Raw genomic sequence first — 24,145 nt, 5'->3', positions numbered from 1 at the left:
CTTTTTACTTATTCTATTTTGATTACCAGATTTTAACTCGTTTTTCTGGCGTAACATACATTCCGTCACCTTCTTTAATGTCAAATGCTTGAAAGAACGTATCTAGGTTTGTAAGCGGCACATAGGCACGGTACATTCCTGGTGAATGTGGATCGGTTTTTACTTGGTTTTTCAAAGCTTCATCACGGATTTTACTTCTCCAAATGGTTGCCCAAGAAATAAATAAACGTTGCTCTGGAGTAAATCCGTCAATTAGTCCTGGATTTCCATTTTCTTTTAAGTACAATTGTAACCCGTCATATGCAGCATTAATTCCGCCTAAATCTCCAATGTTTTCTCCTAATGTAAATTTACCGTCAACATGTGTTCCTGGAAGTGGCTCTAAAGCTGAGTATTGATCTGCTAAAGCACTACCTAAGGCAGTAAATTTAGCTAAATCATCTGCAGTCCACCAATCAATTAAATTTCCGTCTGCGTTGAAAGTAGCTCCTTCATCATCAAAACCATGAGAAATTTCATGTCCAATTACGGCTCCAATTCCACCATAATTTACTGCTTCATCTGCTTTATAATCATAAAAAGGTGGTTGTAAGATTGCAGCTGGGAATACAATTTCGTTATACGATGGATTGTAGTAAGCATTTACCGTTTGTGGAGACATCCCCCATTCGGTTTTATCAACTGGTTTACCCAATTTAGCTAAATCTTTTTGCCATCCCCAACTAGAAACATTTTTCATATTTTCAAAATAGCTTCCGCCTTCCGCCGGACTTTTTACTACCATAGCTGAGTAATCTTCCCATTTGTCTGGATAACCAATTTTGATGGTTAATTTTTCTAATTTTTCAATTGCTTTAGTTTTAGTTTCAGGAGACATCCAAGTCAAATTATTAATTCTTGCTCTGTAAGCACGAATAATATTTTGAATCATATTATAAGCTTTCGTTTTAGCCTCAGCTGGGAACATTTTCTCTACGTATAATTTACCTAGTGATTCCCCAACAGTTCCATTTACAACTTGCAATGCTTTTTCATGACGCGGTCTTTGTTTTAAAGCTCCGGTTAATGCTTTACCATAAAACTCCCAGTTAGCTGTTTCAATTTCTGTAGAAAGTTGTCCTGCAGCGCTTCTTAATAACATCCAACGCATGTAAGCTTTCCAATCTTCAACTTTGTTTTCAGCAAATATTGTTTGCAAAGCAGCCATATATCTTGGTTGTGATATATTTACTGTATCTACTTTTGCAATTCCGATTCCTTTCAAATAAGAATTCCAATCCATGATTGGCACCATTTTTTTCAAATCGGAAATAGCCGTTGGATTGTATTGTTTTTTACTATCTCTTCGTTCTACTCTATCTAATCTTGGTTTAGACATTTGAATTTCTAAAGCAAGGATTTTTTCTGCATTTTCTTTTGCTTGTGCTGGATTTTCTCCAATGTATTGAAGCATTTTAGCCAGATGCAATACATATTTTTCTCTTTTTTCTTTAGAATCTTTATCTTCAGAAACATAATAATCTCTATCTGGTAAACCTAAAGAACCAGGTCCTAAACTCACAATATTTCTGTTGCTGTTTTTTTCATCAGCTCCAATTCCGAAACCAAAAAATCCAGCACCTCCACCAACAGCTTCGGTCTCCATTAATAATTTTTGCAAATCTGCAGTATTTTTAATCGCATTAATTTTAGCTAAATCTGCCTGAATTGGTTTAATACCTTGCTTGTTTCTAGCCACAGTATCCATAACCGATTTGTAGATATTAATCGCTTTTCCTTGATCGGTATTAGATTTGTATTTTGGATCTTTTGATGCAGCGTTCAAAATTGCTAAGGCATCTTTATCGGTATTTTGACGCAATTCGTCAAAGCTTCCCCAACGGGTTTTATCTGCAGGGATTGCGGTGTTTTTTAACCATGTTCCGTTAACAAATTGAAAGAAATTGTCATTTGGACGCACCGATTTATCCATTAAATCAACGGCAATCCCCGGGGTTTTTTGTTGTGCTATTCCTTGGCTTAAGGACAATAATCCTGCTGCCAAAAAGCCCAACTTAATTGAAGTCTGTATTTTCATATTTTTAATTATTGATTGTTTCCACAAATCTATTAATTTTTGATAAACCAAATGAAAAAAATCAAATAATCTACTTGAGCTGATAAAACTATTTTTATAAAAATGACTTGTTTTGTACCTTTGAAAAAAAAAGATGTTACGCAAACTTAAAGAATACCGAATATTTGTTGGCTTTTTTGTGGTATTTTCCATAATCACTATAACTGCTTTTTACACGGTATTGAAGCCAAAAAAATCACTACCAATTTTCAATCCAAGTGATGTTAATCCAGAAATGGTAGATTCAACCGTTCAATATGTAGCTTTAGATCACACCATTGCCGATTTTTCGTTTACCAATCAAAACGGAAAAATCATCACTCAAAAAGACTATGAAGGGAAAATTTATGTAGCTGATTTTTTCTTTACAACATGCCGTTCTATTTGTCCAAAAATGGCTAATAATATGGTTTGGCTTCAAAATCAAATTAAGAATAATCCAAAGGTAATGTTGCTTTCGCATTCGGTTACACCGGATATTGATAGCGTTTCGGTATTAAAAAAATACGCCCTAGAAAAAGGAGTTATCGACAGCAAATGGAACTTAGTAACGGGTAACAAAAAAGACATTTATTACATTGCCCGAAAATCGTATTTAGCAGTTAAAACCGGAAACCCATCCGAAATGTATGATATGGTTCATACCGAAAATTTTGTTTTAATTGATTCCAAAAGACGAGTTCGCGGTTTTTACGACGGCACCAATCTAGATGGCCCAACCGAACCTGGAATTAAAAATGTAAAACAACTATTAGAAGATATTAATTTTCTTTGTTCGGAAAAAGAGTAAAAAAATAATTGGAAACCTAACAATTATCATAGAATTTTCATTGCAAATACCTACTTTTGTATTTTAATTCAATCTAAATAAAGACGTGCAAATTACCGTTGGAGATCTTAAAATTGGGCAAAAAGGCATCATCGTTGACTTTGACGTGGATACTATTCCGTTAAAATTACTCGAAATGGGTTGCTTGCCGGGCAATACGATTGAATTGATTCAAATTGCACCCTTTGGTTGCCCGCTGTATTTTAATGTAAACGATTCGCATGTTGCCATTCGGTTAGAAACAGCCAAAGAAATTAAGGTAGTCGTTAATAATTCTGATAATGACTAAAGACACCATAAAAGTTGCGCTAATTGGAAACCCAAATACTGGAAAAACTTCGGTTTTTAACCAGCTTACCGGCTTGCACCAACAAGTTGGGAATTATCCTGGAATTACCGTAGAAAAGAAAATTGGTGCTTGCAAACTCAACGAAACTACCAAAGCAACTATCATTGATTTACCCGGAACTTACAGTTTAAACGCCAGTTCTATTGATGAAAATGTGGTGATTGAATTGCTCTTAAATAAAAAAGATGAAAACTTCCCTGACGTTGTAGTTGTGGTATCGGAAGTTGAAAATTTAAAAAGAAACCTGCTTCTATTTACTCAAATAAAAGATTTAGAAATCCCAACTATTTTGGTCATTAATATGAGTGACCGAATGCAACTAAAAGGGATTGAATTAAATATTCCGTTTCTTGAAGAACAATTACAAACCAAAATAGCTTTGGTGAGTTCTAGAAAAAACATCGGAATTGAAAAAATAAAAGAACTGATTCTAAATTACGAGTCACTTCCTACTTTACCTTGCTTAAATGCTTCTTCTATTGACCCAGAATATTTTGAGAAATTAAAAAAAACATTCCCAAATCAACTGGTATACAAACTTTGGTTGGTGATTACCCAAGATGTAAATTTTTTGAATTTAGAGAGAAACGAAATGGAAAGTTCGTTTACCAAATCGCATGCCGACCTGAAGCAATTGCAACAAAAGGAAACCATCAAGCGCTACCAATTTATAAACGAAACTTTAAAATTAGGTCAGAAAATTGATCAATCAAAAGCAACCGATGTAAGAGCAAAACTGGATCGGGTATTGACCCACAAAGTATTTGGTTACCTGATTTTCTTTGTCATTTTATTCGGAATCTTTCAATCTATTTTTGATTGGAGCAGCATTCCAATGGATTATATTGATCGGTCCTTTGCCGATTTGGCTTCTTATGCCAAAATGAATTTGCCTGCAGGCGAATTTACGAACTTAATTAGCGAAGGAATTATTCCGGGGATTGGTGGAATCTTAATTTTTATTCCACAAATTGCCTTCTTATTTCTGTTTATTTCTGTTTTAGAAGAAAGCGGGTATATGAGTCGTGTGGTTTTTTTAATGGATAAAATCATGCGCCGTTATGGACTTTCTGGAAAAAGTATTGTGCCATTAATTTCTGGAACTGCCTGTGCTATTCCGGCAATTATGGGTGCCCGAAACATTGAAAATTGGAAGGAACGATTAATAACCATTTTGGTTACGCCTTTCATTACTTGTTCGGCAAGATTACCGGTTTATGCTATTTTAATTTCCTTGATAATTCCGCAACAACGAATTTTTGGTTTCCTTAGTTTACAGGGGTTAACCCTTATGGGATTGTATTTATTGGGCTTCGGAATGGCCTTGTTGTCGGCTTATATTTTGAATAAAGTTTTAAGAATAAGTTCCAAATCATATTTCGTTGTTGAAATGCCGAGTTATAAAATTCCGTTATTCAAAAATGTGGCCATTAATATTATTGAGAAAACAAAAGCTTTTGTTTTTGGAGCCGGAAAAATCATATTAGCCATTTCAATTATTTTGTGGTTTTTAGGTTCTCATGGGCCTGATGCTACTTTTGGAAATGCTCAAAATATAGTTTCAAAAACTGTAAAGAATACCGATTCAAATTATGAGAATAAACTAAGCGAGTACAAATTAGAGCATTCCTATATTGGTACTATTGGAAAATATATTGAGCCTTCAATAAAACCATTAGGTTACGATTGGAAAATAGGTATTGCTGTAGTAAGTTCGTTTGCGGCTCGTGAAGTATTTGTAGGGACTTTAGCTACTATTTACAGTGTAGGAAACCAAAGCGGTGAAGAAGCAACTATAAAAGAGCAAATGAAAAATGAAATCCGCGAAGACGGAAGCAAAACTTTTAATTTTGCCACCGGAATTTCACTCTTAATTTATTACGCTCTTGCTATGCAATGCATAAGTACTTTGGCAATTGTAAAAAAGGAGACGAATTCTTGGAAATGGCCTTTAGTACAATTAATATTTATGAGTGGATTGGCCTATTTATCTGCTTTATTAGCGTATCAAATTTTGAATTAAAATGCAACAAATACTCGTTTACTTTGCTTTAGGAATTGCTTTATCCTATTTATACAATAAGTTTTTTGGAAAGAAAAAGCCGAAAAAAAATTGTGGAGATAAGGACGATTGTGGCTGTAATTAATTTTCAAAAACAATAGAAATATATTGATTTTTAAATTTTATGATTTGTCCTTCTTTTGGATAAGGATTTACAGCAATTGATTTTATCTTTTTACTGAAATACTTTGCAAACCAGTTGAAATTTTCTTCCTTATTTTTTGCATTAAAAGTGAGTGTTTTTAGCTCAAAGAATTTTTTGTTTTTGTAGACTTTTAATACTACCGAAACTTCACCAGCCCATATGCAAGTAACTCCTTCAGGACATCGAGAATCATCAAAAACTTTAGTTAATTGAAACCCGTATCCCGCTTTTGGATTACATTTTTTTGTTGTGATTTTTATTTCGCTTTGCGCAAAAAATGTAAGGCTAAAAAACAAAAAGGATAGCAGAAAAAAAAGTTTTCTTTTCATGATTTTATTAGCCTAGGGCTACATCTAAAGTCATCATTACAATAAAACCTCCAATTAACCCAAGCGTTGCAATGTCGGTATTTTTATCCTGTTGGGTTTCAGGAATTACTTCTTCAACAACTACAAATATCATTGCTCCTGCCGCAAAAGCTAATGCATACGGAAGTAAAGGCACAAAAAAGGTTACGGCAACGGCTCCTAAAACTCCAGCAATGGGTTCAACAAGCGCAGATGATTGACCATACATAAAACTTTTCCAACGGCTCATTCCCATTCTTCTTAAAGGCATTGAAACGGCTATTCCTTCAGGAAAATTTTGAATTCCAATTCCTATAGCAAGTGTTACGGCTCCTGCAATTGATGCCTCAGGAATACCTGCGGCAACTCCGCCAAAAAGTACTCCAACAGCCAATCCTTCAGGAATATTATGTAAAGTAATTGCTAAAACTAATAAAGTGGTTCGTTGCCATGGCGATTTTACTCCTTCAGATTCTTTGAAATTTATATGTAAATGGGGTAAAACCTTGTCTAAAGCAAAGATAAATAAAGCGCCTAATGCAAATCCAACTGAAGCTGGAATTACTTTTACAAAACCTTCCCCTTTACTCATTTCAATTGCCGGAGAAAGTAAACTCCAAAAACTAGCAGCAATCATTACACCACCAGTAAAACCAAGCATTCCGTCTAGAACAACTCGATTCATATTCTTAAAAAAGAAAACAAATGATGCACCAAATGCAGTTAATAACCAGGTAAACAAAGTGGCATACAATGCTGCCAAAATTGGATCTATACTTTCAAAGTAATCTATAATAGTCTGAAACATATTAATTCACTTACTGTTAGTTATTTTTATTTGGATAAAGATACAAGAAAGTAAATAAAGATACCTTCAAAACAAATATATTTAAATATCAGAAATACTTAAAATATATTTTTAGTTTTGTCTAAAATCAAATTTATGAAATCTAAAATTGTACTAGTTTTTCTTTTTATTTCTGCTGCAATATACGCTCAAGAAATTGAGCCCATTCAAGCTGATAGACCCGACCAAACAGAAACGCCGGCAATTGTTCCTAAAGGAATGTTTCAAGTTGAAACGGGATTTACTTTTCAAAAAAACGATGCGCTTTATAAAAAAAATAGTTTGCCAACCGCACTGTGGAAATATGGTGTAACAAAAAATTTCGAATTGCGATTAATAACTGAATTTTTATCTGAAGAAATAATAAATGAGAAGGTTAATGGGTTTTCACCAATATATATTGGATTTAAAGTAGCGCTTACAGAAGAAAATGGTATTGTGCCAAAAACTTCATTTATTGGTCATATTGGTTTGCCAAAAGCGGCTTCGAATGAATACAAAACCGATTTTGTTTTTCCGAAATTTCGATTTGTAATGCAGCATTCACTATCCCAAAAAATGTCATTCAGTTATAATTTGGGTGCCGAATGGGATGGTTTCACTCCAGAACCAACTTTTATTTACACGGTAACTACAGGGTATTCAATTACAGAAAAGTTAGGAAGTTACATAGAGCTTTTTGGGTTTATTCCACAAATACAGCAATCAAATCATAGTTTTGATGGAGGAATCACTTATTTGATAAACGATAATTTTATGCTAGATTTGTCATCAGGCATTGGAATTTCAGAAAATGCTCCCAAAAACTATATTGCTTTTGGTTTTTCTTATAGAAGATAAATGCAACACTTCCATTATATTTTTACCGGAAGCGGCTTGTCTGCAATGATGACCGTTTATGAAATGATTTTATCTGGAAAATTTCAGGATAAAACGATTTTGCTTTTGGATGAAAATTCAAAAAAAACCAACGATAGAACGTGGTGCTTTTGGGATTCAAATACAATTTTTCCAAATCAAGTAAGCACTAAATGGAATTCAGCTTGGTTTAAAAACACTGCTTTCGAAAGGAAATTAAATTTAGATCCGTATCAATATAAAATGGTTAAAGGATTGGATTTTTATTATCTAATTTTTGATTTGATTTCCAAACAAGAAAATATTCATTTTGTAAATCAGAAGGTGCTTGATTTTGAAGAACTAGGAAGCCATTGCATCGTGAAAACAGCCTCTGAAAATTATACTTGCAATAAAATTTTCAATTCGATTTTCAATCCGAATTTGGTGAAAAGTCAAGCCAAATATCCGCTGTTGCAACAACATTTTGTGGGTTGGTTTATAAAATCTAAAGAAGATGTGTTTGAAAAAGAAACGGCTACTTTCATGGATTTTTCTGTTGAACAAAAAGACAACACCCGATTCATGTATGTTTTACCAACATCCTCAACAGAAGCTTTATTAGAATATACGTTGTTTTCAAAAGAGTTACTTGCACTATCGGAATACGAAAACGAAATTCAAAACTACATTCAAAAACTCGGAATTACCGAATACGAAATTGTAGAAAAAGAACAAGGAAACATCCCAATGACATGTTTCCCTTTTTGGAAAAACAACACCAAAAACATCTTAAATATTGGTTCTGCCGGAGGATGGACAAAAGCCAGCACCGGATATACTTTTAAAAATACCACCAAAAAAGCAAAGCAATTGGTATCGTTTTTAGACTACAATTCCGACTTTAGAAAATTCCAAAAAAGAGACAAATTTTGGTTTTATGATTTATTGCTTTTAGATATTTTAGATCAAAAAAACCATTTAGGATCTACTATATTTTCTTCAATGTTTCAAAAAGGAAATGCCACCGTAATCTTCAAATTTCTGGATGAAGAAACTTCTTTTTTAGAAGACCTGCAAGTAATTTGGAAATGCCCGAAAGGATTATTTGTCAAAGCATTATTTAGCAGAATTTTCAATCTTAAAATGTTTGATAACATTGGAAATGATTGTAAGCAATAAAGCAAAAGTAAGTAAAGCCATTTGCCTAATTGCCTCTGTTGTTTGAACAAGTGCTTCATTATTTCTTTGCAAATGATAGAGCAATCTTTTCTTGTTTTCAAGATCTGAAATGTCTTCTGGATATCCTGGAAAAATTGACGGGATTGTAAGCGATAGCAACAATATTGCTATTCCATAGGAATACAGACAATATTGAAGAGTTAATTTAAAATTTTGTTTTTTTTGAATTATAATATACCCAATAACAAAAATAATTAGAGCAATAAATTCAATAAAAAACTTATCTATATGTTCTAGATATTTCATATCATTAATTTTTGAAATGTAAACATAACAAATTTTTATGACTCATTTAAAAGTTACATTTGGAATTCTCATTATCTTTGCAAAAGATTTATTAAATCAAAATTCAGAAATTAACAATCTTAAATCATAACTAATTATGTATCCAGAAGAAATGGTAAACCCAATGCGTGCTGAACTTACAGATGCAGGTTTTCAAAATTTATATAGCGCAAGCGACGTAGAAAATGCAATTAAAGCAGAAGGAACAACTTTGGTAGTTGTAAATTCGGTTTGTGGATGTGCGGCAAGAAATGCGCGTCCAGGAGCTAAAATGAGTTTAGACGGAGCAAAAAAACCAGATCATTTAATTACTGTTTTTGCAGGTGTGGATAAAGATGCAGTGGATGCTGCGCGTCAACAAATGTTTCCTTTCCCTCCATCATCACCAAGTATGGCGTTGTTTAAAAACGGAGAATTGGTTCACATGCTAGAGCGTCACCACATTGAAGGTCGTCCTGCCGAAATGATTGCAGATAACTTAAAAGATGCTTACGCAGAATTCTGTTAATTCGAAAAAAAACTTTATCAAAACCTCTTAGAATTTATTTTTAAGAGGTTTTTTGTTTTCAATTTTTTCAAATTATCTTTGCTGCCGAGTTCTTCCATTTAGAACTCAACCTATTCTAACCTTAAACGTTTATAGCATGCAACTGTATAACACCTTAAGCGCAGAAGAAAGAGCCGAATTGATAGATCAAGCAGGCAAACAATGTCTTACGTTGTCTTTCTATGCGTATGCCAAAATTGAAGACCCTAAAAAATTTCGCGACGATTTATTTATTGCTTGGAATCAGCTTGATGCCCTAGGCAGAACCTATGTTGCCAAAGAAGGAATCAATGCTCAAATGAGTATTCCTGCCGAAAATATGGAAGCCTTTCGGGAAACTTTAGAAGTTTATGATTTCATGAAAAACATCCGCCTGAATGTAGCGGTTGAACACGATGATCATTCGTTTTTAAAACTTACTGTTAAAGTCCGCGACAAAATTGTAGCCGACGGATTAAACGATGAAACTTTTGATGTGACCAATATTGGAGTGCACTTAAAAGCTAGGGAATTTAACCAGATTTTAGAAGATCCAAATACCATTGTGGTAGATTTTAGAAATCATTACGAAAGTGAAATTGGACATTTTAAAGGAGCAATCACTCCCGATGTGGAAACATTTCGTGAATCGTTACCGATCATCAACGAACAATTAAAAGATTTTAAAGACGATAAAAACTTGGTGATGTATTGCACCGGAGGAATCCGTTGTGAAAAAGCTTCGGCATATTTCAAACACCAAGGATTTAAAAATGTTTTTCAATTGGAAGGCGGAATTATCAATTATGCCAAACAAATCAAAGAAGAAAATATTGAAAGTAAATTCATTGGAAAGAACTTTGTTTTTGACCATCGATTAGGTGAACGAATTACCAACGATATCGTTTCTCAATGCCACCAATGCGGAAAACCGTGCGACAATCACACCAATTGTGAAAACGACGGGTGCCATTTATTATTCATTCAATGTGACGAATGCAAAGCAGCAATGGAAAATTGTTGTTCAACAGAATGTTTAGAAATTACGCATTTACCTTTGGCCGAACAAGTAAAATTACGCAGAGGAATTCAAGTGGGTAACAAAGTTTTTCGAAAAGGAAAATCTGATAAATTGTTATTCAAACATTCGGGAGAACTATCGGATCAATCTTTAGCAGTAGCCGAAAATAGAGAACAAAAATCAAAAGATATTCGTCAGAAGATAAAAGTAAAAAAAGTACTTCTTGGTAAAGCAGAACATTACTATGTGAAAGCACAAGTTGGTCTTTTTATCATTCAAAATAACGAATTAAATGTTGGAGACAAACTTCTAATTTCTGGTCCAACTACGGGTTCTGAAGAATACATTTTAGAAAAAATGCTGGTAAACGGAAATGAAATTTCCACCGCAATTCCAGGAGATAAAGTAACTTTTGAAGTGCCGTTTAGAGTCCGATTATCGGATAAATTATATAAAATTATCTCTTAAAATAAATCGGTTAAAAGACCAATAAATCTCAAATTCCAAACGTTAATTTTAGCGTTGGTTTTTGGGATTTTTTTATTGGAATATATTTTATAAAAATACTATCTTTACCAATTAATCGTTTTATAAACTTACATTGCTTTTTAGCAATACTACTATATAATTATGGCATGTACAAGTTGTTCAACTTCAGATGGTGGCGCACCAAAGGGTTGTAAAAATAATGGGACTTGCGGCACCGATAGCTGCAATAAATTAACTGTTTTTGATTGGCTTTCTAACATGAGTTTGCCAAATGGTGAAGCACCGTTTGACTGTGTGGAAGTGCGTTTTAAAAATGGCCGTAAAGAATTTTATCGAAATACCGAAAAACTAACCCTAAGCATTGGAGATATTGTGGCAACTGAAGCTTCTCCTGGACATGATGTAGGAATTGTAACGCTAACTGGTGAATTGGTTAAAATTCAAATGAAGAAAAAAGGGGTAAATCACGCAGGTGCAGAAATCCCTAAAGTGTATAGAAAAGCCTCTCAAAAAGATATTGATATTTGGAGCGATGCGCGTGATAAAGAAGAAGCGATGAAGGTTAAAGCAAGAGAAATTGCTATTGCTTTAAAGTTGCAAATGAAAATTTCTGACATCGAATTTCAAGGTGATGGCTCTAAAGCAATTTTTTATTATACTGCCGAAGATCGTGTAGATTTTAGACAGCTTATTAAAGAATTTGCGCAAGTTTTTAAAGCGCGTATCGAAATGAAACAAGTGGGCTTTCGTCAAGAGGCAGCGCGCCTTGGTGGAATTGGTTCTTGTGGTAGAGAACTGTGTTGCTCAACTTGGTTAACCGATTTTAGAAGTGTAAATACCTCTGCAGCGCGATACCAACAATTGTCCCTAAATCCTCAAAAGCTAGCTGGACAATGTGGAAAATTAAAATGTTGTTTGAATTATGAATTGGACACTTATCTGGATGCTTTAAAAGATTTTCCAGAATTTGAAACCAAATTACACACCGAAAAAGGAGATGCCATTTGTCAAAAACAGGATATTTTTAAAGGATTAATGTGGTTTGCGTATACCGATAATTTTTCGAGTTGGCATGTATTAAAAATAGAGCAGGTTAAAGAAATAATTGCTCAAAATAAAGAGAAGAAACGCGTTTCATCTTTAGAAGATTTTGCAATTGAAATTGTAGTTGAACCAGAAGCTAACTTCAATAACGCTATGGGTCAAGAAAGCTTAACGCGTTTTGATCAGCCAAAAAGAAGTAAAAATAAATCAAAAAATAAATCGCATAATCCCAACTTCAAGCAAGGGCAAAATCAGAATCAAAATTCCAATCAAAACCCAAAGCCAGAAGTAAAAAGACCTGCAATTATTATTAAGAAAAATGAAGATAAAAAGTAGCCTTCTATTTATTTTAATGGTGTTTATTCTAATTTCTTGCGATAAACAACTTGTTTTTGACGAGTATAAATCAGTAGGAAATGCATGGCATCAAGACAGTATTTTGACTTTTAAATTGCCAAAATTAGAAAGTGAAAAAAAATACAACCTCTTTGTAAATGTTCGAGATAATAACGATTATCCATTTGATAATTTATTTTTAATTGTTTCCTTAGAACATCCAAATAAAAAAACCATTGTAGATACTTTAGAGTATAAAATGGCCAATCCGGATGGCTCACTTATGGGAGACGGATTTACAGATGTAAAAGAAAGTAAACTTTTTTACAAAGAAAATGTGCCTTTTAAACTTAAAGGAGAATATAAAGTTCACATTCAGCAAGCCGTTAGACAAACCGGAAAAATTGCTGGTGTTGAAAATTTACAAGGAATTACCGAAATAGGTTTTAGAGTAGAATCTACAAATTAATTATTATGGCATTACAAAATAAAAAAAACACGCCTGTTAAAGACATTAAATACTACCAAAAGAAATTTTGGAAATTGTTTTTTTACAGTATTGGAGGTATTTTCTTATTCTTCATATTTGCCTCGTGGGGACTTTTCGGAAAAATGCCTTCATTTGAAGATTTAGAAAATCCAAATTCTAATCTTGCTACTGAAATTATCTCCTCTGATGGAGTTACTCTTGGAAAATTTTACAACGAAAATCGTACCGCGATAAAATATAAAGATTTACCTAAATCGCTTGTGGATGCTTTAGTTTCAACCGAAGATGAGCGTTTCTACGAACACTCCGGAATTGATGCGAGAAGAACATTTGGTGCAGCTGCAAAGCTTGGTTCTAATGGTGGTGCGAGTACAATCACCCAACAATTAGCTAAATTATTATTTCACGGAGAAGGCTCAAGATTTTTGCCTTTTCGTATGATTCAAAAAGCAAAAGAATGGATCATTGCAGTGCGATTAGAGCGACAATATACCAAAAACGAAATCATTGCTTTATATTTTAATCAAGTTGATTTTGTGAATGGAGCGGTTGGAATTCGTTCGGCGGCTAAAGTTTATTTTAACAAAGAGCCTCGTGACCTTAAAGTAGAAGAAAGTGCATTACTAGTTGGTATGTTGACTAACCCCTCTCTTTTTAATCCGGTTCGTCGTCCAGAAAAAGCACTAAAAAGAAGAAATATTGTATTAGGTCAATTGGTTAGAAATAACCATTTAGAAGAAGCTGCTAAAAAAATATTAGAAAGAAAACCAATCGTTTTAGATTTTCATCCCGAAAGTCACTTAGACGGAACTGCTACGTATTTTAGAGAATATCTTAGAGATTTTATGAAGAATTGGGTTAAAGAAAATAAACGACCTGATGGAGAAGAATATGATATATATGGCGATGGAATTAAAATTTATGTGACCTTAGATTCTAAGATTCAGGAGCATGCAGAAGAGGCAGTTCAAGAGCACATGAAAAATTTACAAGAAGAATTTTTTATCCAACAAAAAGGAAATAAAAATGCTCCATTCGTAAATTTAACTGATCCAGAAACTGAGAAAATTATCAATCAAGCTATGAAGAATTCCGAAAGATGGCGCATTCTTAAAGCAGATGATAAAACCGATGAAGAAATTATAGCTTCCTTCAGCAGAAAAACAAAAATGACTGTTTTCACCTGGAAAGGCGAACGAGATACGGTCATGACTCCATTAGATTCTATTCGTTATTACAAACATTTCTTACAGGCTGGTTTAATGTCGATGGAGCCACAAACCGGACAAATTAAAGCTTGGGTTGGCGGTATTAATTACAAATATTTCCAATACGATCACGTAGGTCAAGGTGCAAGACAAGTAGGGTCTACCTTTAAGCCGTTTGTTTATGCAACTGCTATTGAACAACTTGGGATGTCGCCTTGTGATACGCTATTAGATGCTCCTTTCATGATTCACAAAGGCCGTCACCACGTGACCGAAGATTGGGAGCCAAGAAATTCCGATCAAAAGTACCGCGGAATGATGACTTTAAAACGAGCATTAGCAAACTCTGTAAATATTATTTCTGCAAAATTAATTGACAAAACAGGCCCAGAAGCGGTAGTTGAATTAACCAAAAAATTAGGCGTTACTTCCGAAATTCCAGTGCAACCTTCTATTGCGCTTGGTGCAGTAGATATTACTGTTCAAGACATGGTTGCTGCCTACAGTACTTTTGCAAATCAGGGCGTTTACATTAAGCCACAATTTATTTCTAGAATCGAAGATAAAAACGGAGCTGTAATTTTTGAACCTGTTCCCGAATCACACGATGTACTAAGCAAAGACGTTTCTTTTGCGGTAATAAAATTATTAGAAGGTGTAACCGAAGGTGGATCTGGAGAACGCCTTAGAACCGAAGGTGGTGGAAGCGGCGATAACCGTTGGACAGGATATCCGTATATGTTTAAAAACCCAATTGCTGGTAAAACTGGAACTTCTCAAAATCAATCAGATGGTTGGTTTATCGGAATGGTCCCTAATTTAGTAACTGGAGTTTGGGTTGGTTGTGAAGACCGTTCGGCACATTTCAAAAGTATCACTTATGGACAAGGAGCTACGGCTGCGCTTCCAATTTGGGGTTATTTTATGGAAAAATGTTATGAAGATCCCGATCTTATAATTTCTAAAGACGAGTTCCAAAGACCAGATAATTTTGCAATAAAAGTTGATTGTTATTCGGCTCCAAGAGAAGCGATTAAAGACTCAACTGATATCGAGGAACAAAATCCAGATGAATTTGGACTTTAGTAAAATTTAGTTTTATGATAAATAAAAAAGTTAACTCCGTTAAGGAAGCACTTCAAGGAATTGAAGATAACATGACAATCCTTTTAGGCGGATTTGGACTGTGCGGAATCCCTGAAAATTCTATTGCAGAATTAGTAAAAAAAGGGACAAAAAACTTGACTTGTATTTCTAATAATGCGGGTGTAGATGATTTTGGACTTGGGTTATTATTACAACAAAAGCAAGTCAAAAAAATGATTTCTTCTTATGTAGGTGAAAATGCCGAATTTGAAAGACAGATGCTTTCAGGAGAATTGGATGTAGAGCTTATTCCACAAGGAACTTTAGCAGAAAGATGTCGCGCAGCACAAGCTGGTATCCCTGCCTTTTTTACTCCTGCAGGTTTCGGAACAGAAGTTGCTGAAGGCAAAGAAACACGTGAATTTAATGGAAAAATGCACGTTATGGAACATGCGTTTAAAGCCGATTATTCTATTGTAAAAGCTTGGAAAGGTGACGAAGCTGGAAATTTAATTTTTAAAGGAACTGCGAGAAACTTCAATCCCTGCATGTGTGGCGCAGCCAAAATAACCATTGCTGAGGTAGAAGAATTAGTGCCTGCAGGAACTTTAGATCCAAACCAAGTGCACATACCAGGAATATTAATTCAAAGAATTTTCCAAGGTGAAAAATTTGAAAAAAGAATTGAGCAACGAACAGTAAGACAACATTAATTACTGATTCATTAATTTGAAAATTTGAAGATGGCATTAGATAAAAACGACATAGCAAAAAGAATAGCCAAAGAAGTAAAAGACGGCTATTATGTGAACTTAGGGATTGGAATTCCAACATTGGTAGCCAACTATGTTCGAAATGATATTTCTGTTGAATTTCAAAGCGAAAATGGAGTTCTAGGAATGGGCCCTTTCCCATTTGAAGGAGAAGAAGACGCCGACTTAATTAACGCAGGAAAACAAACAATTACAACACTTCCTGGAGCAAGCTTCTTTGACTCTGCTTTTAGTTTCGGAATGATTCGTGGGCAGCATGTCGATTTAACCATTCTTGGCGCTATGGAAGTTTCAGAAAATGGTGACATTGCCAATTGGAAAATCCCTGGTAAAATGGTAAAAGGAATGGGTGGCGCTATGGATTTAGTTGCTTCTGCAGATAACATTATCGTGGCTATGATGCACGTAAATAAAGCTGGTGAAAGCAAAATTCTTAAAAAATGTACTTTGCCGTTAACTGGAGTTGGTTGTGTGAAAAAAGTGGTGACGGAATTGGCTGTTCTAGAAATAACTCCAAAAGGATTCAAACTGTTAGAGCGCGCTCCTGGAGTTTCGGTAGAACATATTATTGCATCAACTGAAGCTGATTTAATTATTGAAGGAACAATACCGGAAATGATGATCGCTTAGTTTATTCTTTTTTACCCTCTTTCAATTCCATAAAAGCTGTAGAAGCATGCGCAAAACTAGGTGCTTGTTCATTTACACTTACCGCTCTTTTTTTATTCAATTTATAGGTCAAATCCCTTTCAGTGGTAAATAATATTGCACTTAAAAATGGGTTATTTATAAACTCTACCAAGCGATTGAAAGCTTTGTCAATAGTATGTATTTCAACAATTTCTTCTTTTTGAAATTTAAACTTCAATTCCAATTGTAAGTCGTTTTCTATTACGATTAAACGCGCATAAATATTCATTAACTCTGTGTTCCCAATAGTTTTGGCCAGAGTTAATTTGGCAAAAGTTTCCTCTTTAATACTTGTTTTTACTTCTGAATAAAATTCCGAAAAAGAATCCTTAAAAGGCATAAGCGATACATTAAATTAAAAATAAAACCCACAAGGAAACCTTGCAGGTTTTATAAATTTTATATTTTTAAATTACAAATTAGCAAAGAAATCATTGCCTTTATCATCTGTAATAATAAATGCTGGGAAGTTTTTAACGGTGATTTTTCGAACAGCTTCCATTCCTAATTCTTCAAAATCTACTACCTCAACTTTCAAGATGTTGTCTTGCGCTAAAATAGCCGCTGGGCCTCCAATAGATCCTAAATAAAAACCACCATATTTTTGGCACGCGTCTTTTACTTCATTAGTTCTATTCCCTTTAGCAAGCATCACCATACTGCCTCCCGATTTCTGGAATTCTTCTACATACACATCCATTCTTCCTGCAGTGGTTGGTCCAAAACTTCCCGAAGGCATTCCGTCTGGTGTTTTTGCTGGGCCAGCATAATAAATTGGATGATTTTTAAAATATTCTGGCATTGGTTTACCGGCATCAAGAAGCTCTTTGATCTTAGCATGTGCAATATCGCGAGCAACAATTAAAGTTCCGTTTAATATTAATCTTGTCTTAATTGGGTGTTTAGTCAATTCTGCTAATATTTCTGCCATTGGTCGGTTCAAATCAATCACAACCGCTTGTTCCATATGTGGAGGAATTTCGGGCAGAAATTGCTTCGGATTTACTTCCAATTGCTCTAAAAATATTCCGTCTTTGGTGATTTTTCCTTTTATGTTTCGATCCGCAGAACACGAAACACCTAACCCAACCGGACAAGATGCAGCGTGTCTTGGCAAACGAATTACACGCACATCATGTGCAAAATATTTACCTCCAAATTGCGCTCCAATAGAACTTTCTTGACATATTTTATGCACTCGCTTTTCCCATTCTAAATCTCGAAAAGCCTGTCCCGACATGTTACCAGAAGTTGGTAAATTATCAAAATACCCAGCAGATGCTTTTTTAACTGCAGCTAAATTTGCTTCGGCAGAAGTCCCTCCAATTACCAAAGCCAAATGATAAGGTGGACAAGCTGAGGTACCTAAATCTTTGATTTTTTCGCGAATGAATTCATCCATCGATTTATCGTTTAACAACGATTTGGTCTTTTGATATAAGAACGTTTTGTTGGCAGAACCTCCTCCTTTAGCAAGGAATAAGAATTCGTAAGAACTTCCTTTTTTTGAATAAATATCGATTTGTGCTGGTAAATTTGATCCTGAATTTTTTTCTTCAAACATCGAAATCGGAACGATTTGAGAATAACGAAGATTTTTATTTTGGTAGGTGTTGTATATCCCTTTTGACAAATACTCAGCATCATCAGCTCCTGTATATACATTTTCACCTTTTTTGGCCATTACAATTGCAGTTCCGGTATCTTGACATGAAGGCAATTCTCCTTTTACTGCCACCACAGCGTTTTGCAATAAATTGTAGGCTACAAAGCGGTCGTTATCGGTTGCTTCAGGATCGTCCAAAATGTTTTTTAGCTTCTGCAAATGCGAGGTACGCAACATAAATGAAACTTCATTCATGGCTTCTTGTGCTAATAATTCCAACCCTTTTGGATCAACGGTTAGAATTTCTCTATCTCCAAATTGTTCTGATTTTACAAAATCGGAAGTCAGTTTTTTGTATTGCGTATCGTCTTTTAAAATCGGATACGGGTCTTGATATATAAAGTCCATTTTAAAAATATTTTTGAGATGTAAAGTTACAGAAAGTTGAGGGATTGCCACATTAATTTTTTGCTAAATTGATGTAGCTACTTTACATGAAAAAATATTAAAAAAACCAACTAGCCACAAAGATTGCTGCTAATACACAAATTAAGTCTACCAATAACATTGTTCCAAGCGTATATCTTGTGTTTTTAATGTTAATGCTGCCAAAGTAAACTGCTATAACATAAAAAGTAGTTTCGGCACTACATTGAAAAATACAACTTAATCTTCCGGTGAAAGAATCGGGGCCAAACATGCGCATTGAATCAATCATAAATCCACGAGAACCACCCGAACTAAAGGGACGCAACATAGCAACCGGTAGGGAATCGGTGATTTCTTTGCTCACCCCAATATTTGAAAAAGCAAACGACAATCCGTTACTGATTAATTCAAATAATCCGCTGTTTCTAAAGAACGAAATGGCAACCAACATCCCCATAACATAAGGAAATATTTTTACTCCGGTTTGCAAACCGTTGTTCGCTCCAGTTACAAAAGTGTCGAAAATAGTAGTGTCTTGTGCAACAAATTTCTTTTCGTTTATAAATGAAAAAATCAAAGTAAACCCAATAATTGCAACCAGCATTAATCCGGAAAGATTCGACGTAAAGAAATTTTTACCTATTAAATCTAGGGTATTTACATAAAACAACAACCCTACAATTGCAGCAATTATAGTCATTAAAGCTACTACCAACGAGGCACTTTTAAAGTTAATTTTTTGTCGGATTCCAACAATAATAAATGCGGCAATGGTACCAATAAAAGAAGTGATAATACAAGGCAACATCACATCGGCCGGATTGCTTGCATTTTCTGCAGCACGATAACCAATTATGGATGTTGGAATTAAAGTCAGACCCGCTGCATGAAGACACATAAACATGATTTGTGCGTCACTTGCTTTGTCTTTTTCGGGATTTATTTCTTGTAAACTTTGCATGGCCTTTAAGCCAAAAGGCGTCGCAGCCGAGTCTAATCCTAAGAAATTAGCAGCGAAATTTAAAGTCATGTATGAAATAGATTCGTGATTTTTTGGAACCGATGGAAATACTTTAGTAAACATTGGACTTAGCTTTTTTGCTAATTTCTCTGCCGCACCCGAAATAATTAATAATTCCATTAATCCACAAAAGAAAGCCAAATAGGCAATCAACGGAAGTATTAAATCCAGCAAAGTATTTTTACAAGTTGGCAATAACCCATCGGATTTTTGAATTCCACTGAAAATTTTAACCGTTTTACTTTTATAAACATAAGTAGTGTCAGCATTTAAAGTATCTCTGTTGACAACCATTGTTTGATCCGGAGCATTTTTAATGCTGTCTTTTATAAAAATAGGAACTTGATTTAGGTATTTTTCAGAAATTAAAATCGGTTCATCTTTTTTTCCATTCAATACATAATCAATCGTGTAGCTGTTTCCAACAAACAAACTGAAAACCACAAAAGCAATTGATGAAATAAAAATAGCAAGCCAAAATCTACTTAAAACCATAATCTGTTTTTTTGTAAAAGTAATAAAAAGACCTAAATAGGAAATATCCTACCAAATTAATAATTACACATGAATTATCTCGTCCTCAATTAACAAATCTTCTTTTCTAAATCTCAGAAATACTTGGGCAACTGCAATGACGTCTTTTTCGCAATAGGTTACAATTCGGTCGATGTCTTTTTCTATATAAAAAACGTGCCCCACTTGGCTGCCGTCAATGTCACCTTTTGGAGAAGGGATTCCCAATATTTTAGTAAGTAACTTTAAAGAAGTAAAATGTTTGTAATCGCCAAATTTCCATAATTCTAAAGTGTCCAAATGAGAAATTTCCCAGGGTTTTTTGCCAAATAAATTCAGTTTACTCGGAATAGAAATTTGGTTGATAATCATTCTTCGAGCAATAAATGGAAAATCAAATTCTTTGGCATTATGTCCACACAGAATGTGCTGTGGCGCATTGAAATGATTGTTAAGTAAATTATTAAAGTCTGCTAATATCTTTTTTTCTTCGCCAAAAAATGAAGTCACTCTAAAGTTTCTAATGTCGCCTTTGATGATAAAATACCCAACCGAAATACATACAATTTTTCCAAATTCTGCCCATATTCCTGCACGATCATAAAAATCTTCTGCAGTGAATTCTTCTTTGCGTTGGTATTGCGTTTTGTGCTCCCAAAGTGATTTCATTTCATCATCCAAAGAATTGAAATGTTCTTCTTGTGGAACGGTTTCTATATCAAGAAATAAAATTGAATCTAACCGAATTTTTTCAATCATAATTTAGACTTATTTGAATAATAGACTATGAATATTAATTCCTAAAATAGAATTTAAAAATCTAAGATAATCTAAAAATAACTAAAAATCTAGCCTAAAATAAACTTTGTTGATTGGTAGGGTTTTCGAGTTCTAAAAGCCACTTCTTCCTCCTAAATATCATTGAAGTTGTGATACTGCAATTTTGAATTTGGTTTATAGTTTTGAAACTTCTAATTCGACTAATACATAAATTATATCAACTCTGTTTTAATCGCAAACCATTTTGGTAATTTGTAGTGGTGAATTTATGAAAGCAGTTTTCATTTTAAGGATATGAAATGCTATTTAAATAAAGATTTTGAAGCGCCTCCGAGTAGCTATCTATAAGGAAGTCTCGACCACAAAAATCTTGTTGCCTGATATTTAAAGCCATAATTTTGTTGCTCTCAATCCAACGAATATCATTATGCCAACTAAATTCTTTCGGGAAAATATTAATATTACTGATATCAAGAATGTCTTTTTGAGCCATCTTACCTAACATCTCAATACTAATTACATTTATTGTATCATTACTTTGATTGCCAAATAATGTTGAAGGTATACTATTAAAAGATATAGGTTTATATTGGCTAAAACCATATAAAGAAAACACAAATAAAATGAAAGCAAAATAGGATTTCATAGATTAATTTATATTTGTAAACCTACTAATTATTTAAAATAAATCCAAATTTTTATTTTCCTTGGCTAAACATGTATTGCTCTACTGCTTGCCTTTCTTCGTCGGTGAAGTTTTTTGTAATCTCAAAATTAATTTTCATCACTTCATATTGCGCTGGGTCAATAACGGGCTCTTCCGTTCCAGTTAAAAAAGTAGCAATACTAATTTTATTCTTTTTGTAGATTTTAGCAATTTCTTTAATGCTTGGTCCAACGAGTTTTACATCCAATTTGTGGCAGTTATTACAAGTTCCTTTTCCTTCAAAAATTTCTTTTCCTTTATCAGATAAAGGATATGCTGCTGAATTTATTTTGGCTTTTTCGTCAAAATTTTGGTCGTCTTTTTTGCCTCCACAACCTGTTGTAACGGCAAGAACTAGTATAAAAAGCAGAAAAATAATTTTGGTTTTCATTAGCTATCTATTTAAAATAATCGCAGCCTCTTTTGCAAAATAAGTCGAAATTAAGCTGGCTCCTGCGCGCTTGATACACATTAATTGTTCCATCATTATTTTATCATGATCCAACCATCCTCTTTCGGAAGCAGCTTTAATCATGGCATATTCACCCGAAACATGAAAAACAGTTACCGGAACATTCACGGCATTTTTTACTTCGCGAACAATATCCAAATAGGCAATTCCGGGTTTAACCATAACCATGTCGGCGCCTTCTTCAACATCCATAAGCGCTTCTTTAATGGCTTCAATGCGGTTGGCATAATCCATTTGGTAGGTTTTTTTATCCTTTGGCACTTCGGCATTATCAACTGGAGCACTATCTAATGCATCTCGAAAAGGGCCGTAAAATGCAGAAGCATATTTAGCCGAATAACTCATAATTCCCACATTTGGAAATCCTGCAGCATCCAATCCTTGGCGTAAACGCAAAACGCGTCCGTCCATCATATCACTTGGGGCTACAAAATCTGCTCCGGCTTGCGCGTGGGAAACTGCCATTTTTACCAAAGCATCGTTGGTAGCATCATTAGCAACATCCCCGTTTTCAATAATTCCGTCATGACCATAAATAGAATATGGATCAAGCGCCACATCGGGCATTACAATCATTTCTGGACAGGCAGATTTGATGGCTTTAATGGCGCGTTGCATCAATCCATTTGGATTCCAAGCTTCTTTTCCGGTATTGTCTTTTAACGATTCGTCCACTTTTACATAAATGTTGACCGCACGAATTCCTAAAGCAAATAATTCTTTTACCTCAGCAACCGTTAAGTCAATAGAACGGCGATAAATTCCCGGCATGGATGGAATTTCAACTTTATAGTTTTCTCCTTCAGCAATGAACATTGGAAACATAAAATCACTTGGACTTAATGTGGTTTCACGAACCAAACTTCTTATGGATTCGTTAACTCTTAATCTGCGGCCTCTTTGTAATGGGAACATAATATATTGTTTAAAATTGTTTAAAGTTTAAGGTTTAAAGTTGTTTTACTTTGAGCTTAAACCCAATCAATTGGATTTTCTAATACCTGAATTAATTTTTCTTCTTCACTTCCGGCAACGGGATGATGGTCGTAATGCCATTGCACGTGTGGTGGTAATGACATTAAAATACTTTCAATTCGGCCGTTAGTTTTTAGTCCGAAAAGAGTGCCTTTATCGTGAACCAAATTGAATTCGACATATCGACCACGGCGAATTTCTTGCCAAGTTCTTTGTTCTGGTGTGTATGCTAAATTCTTTCTTTTTTCTACAATTGGAACATACGCTTCTAGAAAACTGTTTCCAACTTCGGTTACGAAATTAAACCAATCTTCCATTGCCATTTGCTCATTTGCTTTGCAATAATCAAAGAACAATCCGCCAAGTCCTCGCGCTTCATTGCGATGCGCATTCCAAAAATAGTCGTCACATTGTTTTTTATATTTTGGATAAAACTCTGGATTGTGTTTGTCACAAGCCGTTTTACAAGTTTGATGAAAATGGATTCCGTCTTCCTCAAATAAATAATAAGGCGTTAAATCTTGGCCTCCGCCAAACCAGGAATTGATTACCTTCCGTGAACTTGTACTGAGCTCTGCCGAAGTATCATACATTTCAAAATAACGCCAGTTTGCATGAACGGTTGGCACCATCGGGTTTTTAGGATGAATGACCAAACTCAATCCACAGGCAAAAAAATCGGCTTCACCTACATTGAATAATTTTTGCATGGAATCGGGTAATTTTCCGTGAACCGCTGAAATGTTTACGCCTCCCTTTTCAAAAACAGTTCCGTTTTCAATTACTCGTGTTCGCCCGCCGCCGCCTTCTGGTCGGTCCCAAATGTCCTCACGAAATTTGGAACCGCCATCAATCTCTTCTAGTTTAGAAGTGATTTGGTCTTGGAGATTAAGTATGTATTTATAGAATTTATCTTTCAAA

General features: G+C 34.4%; 24 protein-coding genes. 12 read left to right on the top strand and 12 right to left on the bottom strand.

What is annotated here, in order from left to right; all coding sequences use genetic code 11:
• Positions 1-22 precede the first annotated feature (22 nt).
• Positions 23-2,077, bottom strand: coding sequence for a M13 family metallopeptidase (locus ABWO08_RS02610; RefSeq protein WP_353083494.1), 2,055 nt, complete (start codon positions 2,075-2,077; stop codon positions 23-25).
• A gap of 133 nt (positions 2,078-2,210) precedes the next feature.
• Here ABWO08_RS02610 and ABWO08_RS02605 point away from each other — a divergent pair, with 133 nt between their 5' ends.
• The 3 genes from ABWO08_RS02605 to feoB all read left to right on the top strand — a co-directional run bounded on the left by ABWO08_RS02605 (position 2,211) and on the right by feoB (position 5,317).
• The gene (locus ABWO08_RS02605) at positions 2,211-2,906 is read left to right on the top strand and encodes an SCO family protein (RefSeq protein WP_353083493.1); all 696 of its coding nucleotides are present in this window, start codon (positions 2,211-2,213) and stop codon (positions 2,904-2,906) included.
• An 85-nt stretch (positions 2,907-2,991) separates the two neighbouring features.
• Positions 2,992-3,234 (top strand): FeoA family protein, encoded by a 243-nt coding sequence (locus ABWO08_RS02600; RefSeq protein WP_353083492.1) that lies wholly within the window; start codon positions 2,992-2,994, stop codon positions 3,232-3,234.
• Complete coding sequence (feoB, locus tag ABWO08_RS02595; RefSeq protein ID WP_353083491.1) at positions 3,227-5,317, top strand: ferrous iron transport protein B; 2,091 nt, start codon at positions 3,227-3,229, stop codon at positions 5,315-5,317. The genes ABWO08_RS02600 and feoB overlap by 8 nt, the downstream gene beginning before the upstream one ends.
• Before the next feature lie 120 nt (positions 5,318-5,437).
• Here the strand turns inward: feoB and ABWO08_RS02590 are convergent, their stop codons facing one another.
• Positions 5,438-5,830: a hypothetical protein gene (locus ABWO08_RS02590; protein ID WP_353083490.1), complete on the bottom strand. Its 393-nt coding sequence runs from the start codon at positions 5,828-5,830 to the stop codon at positions 5,438-5,440.
• Positions 5,831-5,837: 7 nt separating this feature from the next.
• Positions 5,838-6,656: a ZIP family metal transporter gene (locus tag ABWO08_RS02585; RefSeq protein WP_353083489.1), complete on the bottom strand. Its 819-nt coding sequence runs from the start codon at positions 6,654-6,656 to the stop codon at positions 5,838-5,840.
• A 135-nt stretch (positions 6,657-6,791) separates the two neighbouring features.
• Between ABWO08_RS02585 and ABWO08_RS02580 the strand changes: the two genes are divergently transcribed.
• Positions 6,792-7,535 carry a transporter gene (locus ABWO08_RS02580; RefSeq protein WP_353083488.1) on the top strand — a complete coding sequence of 248 codons (744 nt, stop codon included), beginning with the start codon at positions 6,792-6,794 and terminating at the stop codon, positions 7,533-7,535.
• Positions 7,536-8,714 (top strand): lycopene cyclase family protein, encoded by a 1,179-nt coding sequence (locus ABWO08_RS02575; protein WP_353083487.1) that lies wholly within the window; start codon positions 7,536-7,538, stop codon positions 8,712-8,714.
• On the opposite strand, the gene ABWO08_RS02570 is transcribed toward ABWO08_RS02575, so the two are convergent.
• Complete coding sequence (locus ABWO08_RS02570) at positions 8,652-9,020, bottom strand: hypothetical protein (protein ID WP_353083486.1); 369 nt, start codon at positions 9,018-9,020, stop codon at positions 8,652-8,654. The two genes, ABWO08_RS02575 and ABWO08_RS02570, sit on opposite strands and share 63 nt — an antisense overlap.
• Positions 9,021-9,156: 136 nt before the next feature.
• Between ABWO08_RS02570 and ABWO08_RS02565 the strand changes: the two genes are divergently transcribed.
• The 7 genes from ABWO08_RS02565 to ABWO08_RS02535 all read left to right on the top strand — a co-directional run bounded on the left by ABWO08_RS02565 (position 9,157) and on the right by ABWO08_RS02535 (position 16,662).
• Positions 9,157-9,567 (top strand): BrxA/BrxB family bacilliredoxin, encoded by a 411-nt coding sequence (locus ABWO08_RS02565; protein WP_353083485.1) that lies wholly within the window; start codon positions 9,157-9,159, stop codon positions 9,565-9,567.
• Between the two features lie 136 nt (positions 9,568-9,703).
• Positions 9,704-11,074 carry an oxygen-dependent tRNA uridine(34) hydroxylase TrhO gene (trhO, locus tag ABWO08_RS02560; RefSeq protein WP_353083484.1) on the top strand — a complete coding sequence of 457 codons (1,371 nt, stop codon included), beginning with the start codon at positions 9,704-9,706 and terminating at the stop codon, positions 11,072-11,074.
• Positions 11,075-11,236: 162 nt separating this feature from the next.
• A complete protein-coding gene (locus ABWO08_RS02555) occupies positions 11,237-12,475 on the top strand; it encodes a PSP1 domain-containing protein (protein WP_353083483.1) in 1,239 nt (412 codons plus the stop codon).
• Positions 12,459-12,944 (top strand): gliding motility lipoprotein GldH, encoded by a 486-nt coding sequence (locus ABWO08_RS02550; protein WP_353083482.1) that lies wholly within the window; start codon positions 12,459-12,461, stop codon positions 12,942-12,944. The genes ABWO08_RS02555 and ABWO08_RS02550 overlap by 17 nt, the downstream gene beginning before the upstream one ends.
• Positions 12,945-12,949: 5 nt before the next feature.
• Positions 12,950-15,259 (top strand): penicillin-binding protein 1A, encoded by a 2,310-nt coding sequence (locus tag ABWO08_RS02545; protein ID WP_353083481.1) that lies wholly within the window; start codon positions 12,950-12,952, stop codon positions 15,257-15,259.
• Between the two features lie 14 nt (positions 15,260-15,273).
• Positions 15,274-15,972 carry a CoA transferase subunit A gene (locus ABWO08_RS02540; protein ID WP_353083480.1) on the top strand — a complete coding sequence of 233 codons (699 nt, stop codon included), beginning with the start codon at positions 15,274-15,276 and terminating at the stop codon, positions 15,970-15,972.
• 30 nt (positions 15,973-16,002) lie between these two features.
• Positions 16,003-16,662, top strand: coding sequence for a CoA transferase subunit B (locus ABWO08_RS02535; RefSeq protein WP_353083479.1), 660 nt, complete (start codon positions 16,003-16,005; stop codon positions 16,660-16,662).
• 1 nt (position 16,663) lies between these two features.
• Here ABWO08_RS02535 and ABWO08_RS02530 read toward each other — a convergent pair whose 3' ends face one another.
• The 8 genes from ABWO08_RS02530 to hemF all read right to left on the bottom strand — a co-directional run bounded on the left by ABWO08_RS02530 (position 16,664) and on the right by hemF (position 24,144).
• A complete protein-coding gene (locus ABWO08_RS02530) occupies positions 16,664-17,062 on the bottom strand; it encodes a hypothetical protein (protein WP_353083478.1) in 399 nt (132 codons plus the stop codon).
• A gap of 72 nt (positions 17,063-17,134) precedes the next feature.
• On the bottom strand, positions 17,135-18,736 hold the full coding sequence (locus ABWO08_RS02525; RefSeq protein WP_353083477.1) for a fumarate hydratase: 1,602 nt from the start codon (positions 18,734-18,736) through the stop codon (positions 17,135-17,137).
• 97 nt (positions 18,737-18,833) lie between these two features.
• Positions 18,834-20,273: a spore maturation protein gene (locus tag ABWO08_RS02520; protein WP_353083476.1), complete on the bottom strand. Its 1,440-nt coding sequence runs from the start codon at positions 20,271-20,273 to the stop codon at positions 18,834-18,836.
• Positions 20,274-20,336: 63 nt separating this feature from the next.
• A complete protein-coding gene (locus ABWO08_RS02515; protein WP_353083475.1) occupies positions 20,337-21,050 on the bottom strand; it encodes a 3'-5' exonuclease in 714 nt (237 codons plus the stop codon).
• A gap of 307 nt (positions 21,051-21,357) precedes the next feature.
• Positions 21,358-21,717 (bottom strand): hypothetical protein, encoded by a 360-nt coding sequence (locus ABWO08_RS02510; RefSeq protein WP_353083474.1) that lies wholly within the window; start codon positions 21,715-21,717, stop codon positions 21,358-21,360.
• A 52-nt stretch (positions 21,718-21,769) separates the two neighbouring features.
• A complete protein-coding gene (locus tag ABWO08_RS02505) occupies positions 21,770-22,168 on the bottom strand; it encodes a c-type cytochrome (RefSeq protein ID WP_353083473.1) in 399 nt (132 codons plus the stop codon).
• Between the two features lie 3 nt (positions 22,169-22,171).
• A complete protein-coding gene (gene hemB / locus ABWO08_RS02500; protein WP_353083472.1) occupies positions 22,172-23,164 on the bottom strand; it encodes a porphobilinogen synthase in 993 nt (330 codons plus the stop codon).
• Positions 23,165-23,220: 56 nt separating this feature from the next.
• Positions 23,221-24,144 (bottom strand): oxygen-dependent coproporphyrinogen oxidase, encoded by a 924-nt coding sequence (gene hemF, locus ABWO08_RS02495; RefSeq protein WP_353083471.1) that lies wholly within the window; start codon positions 24,142-24,144, stop codon positions 23,221-23,223.
• Position 24,145: the final 1 nt, after the last annotated feature.

Source organism: Flavobacterium sp. (assembly GCF_040383245.1).
In the GTDB taxonomy this organism is placed as follows: domain Bacteria; phylum Bacteroidota; class Bacteroidia; order Flavobacteriales; family Flavobacteriaceae; genus Flavobacterium.
This window is presented reverse-complemented; position numbering and strand designations above follow the sequence as displayed.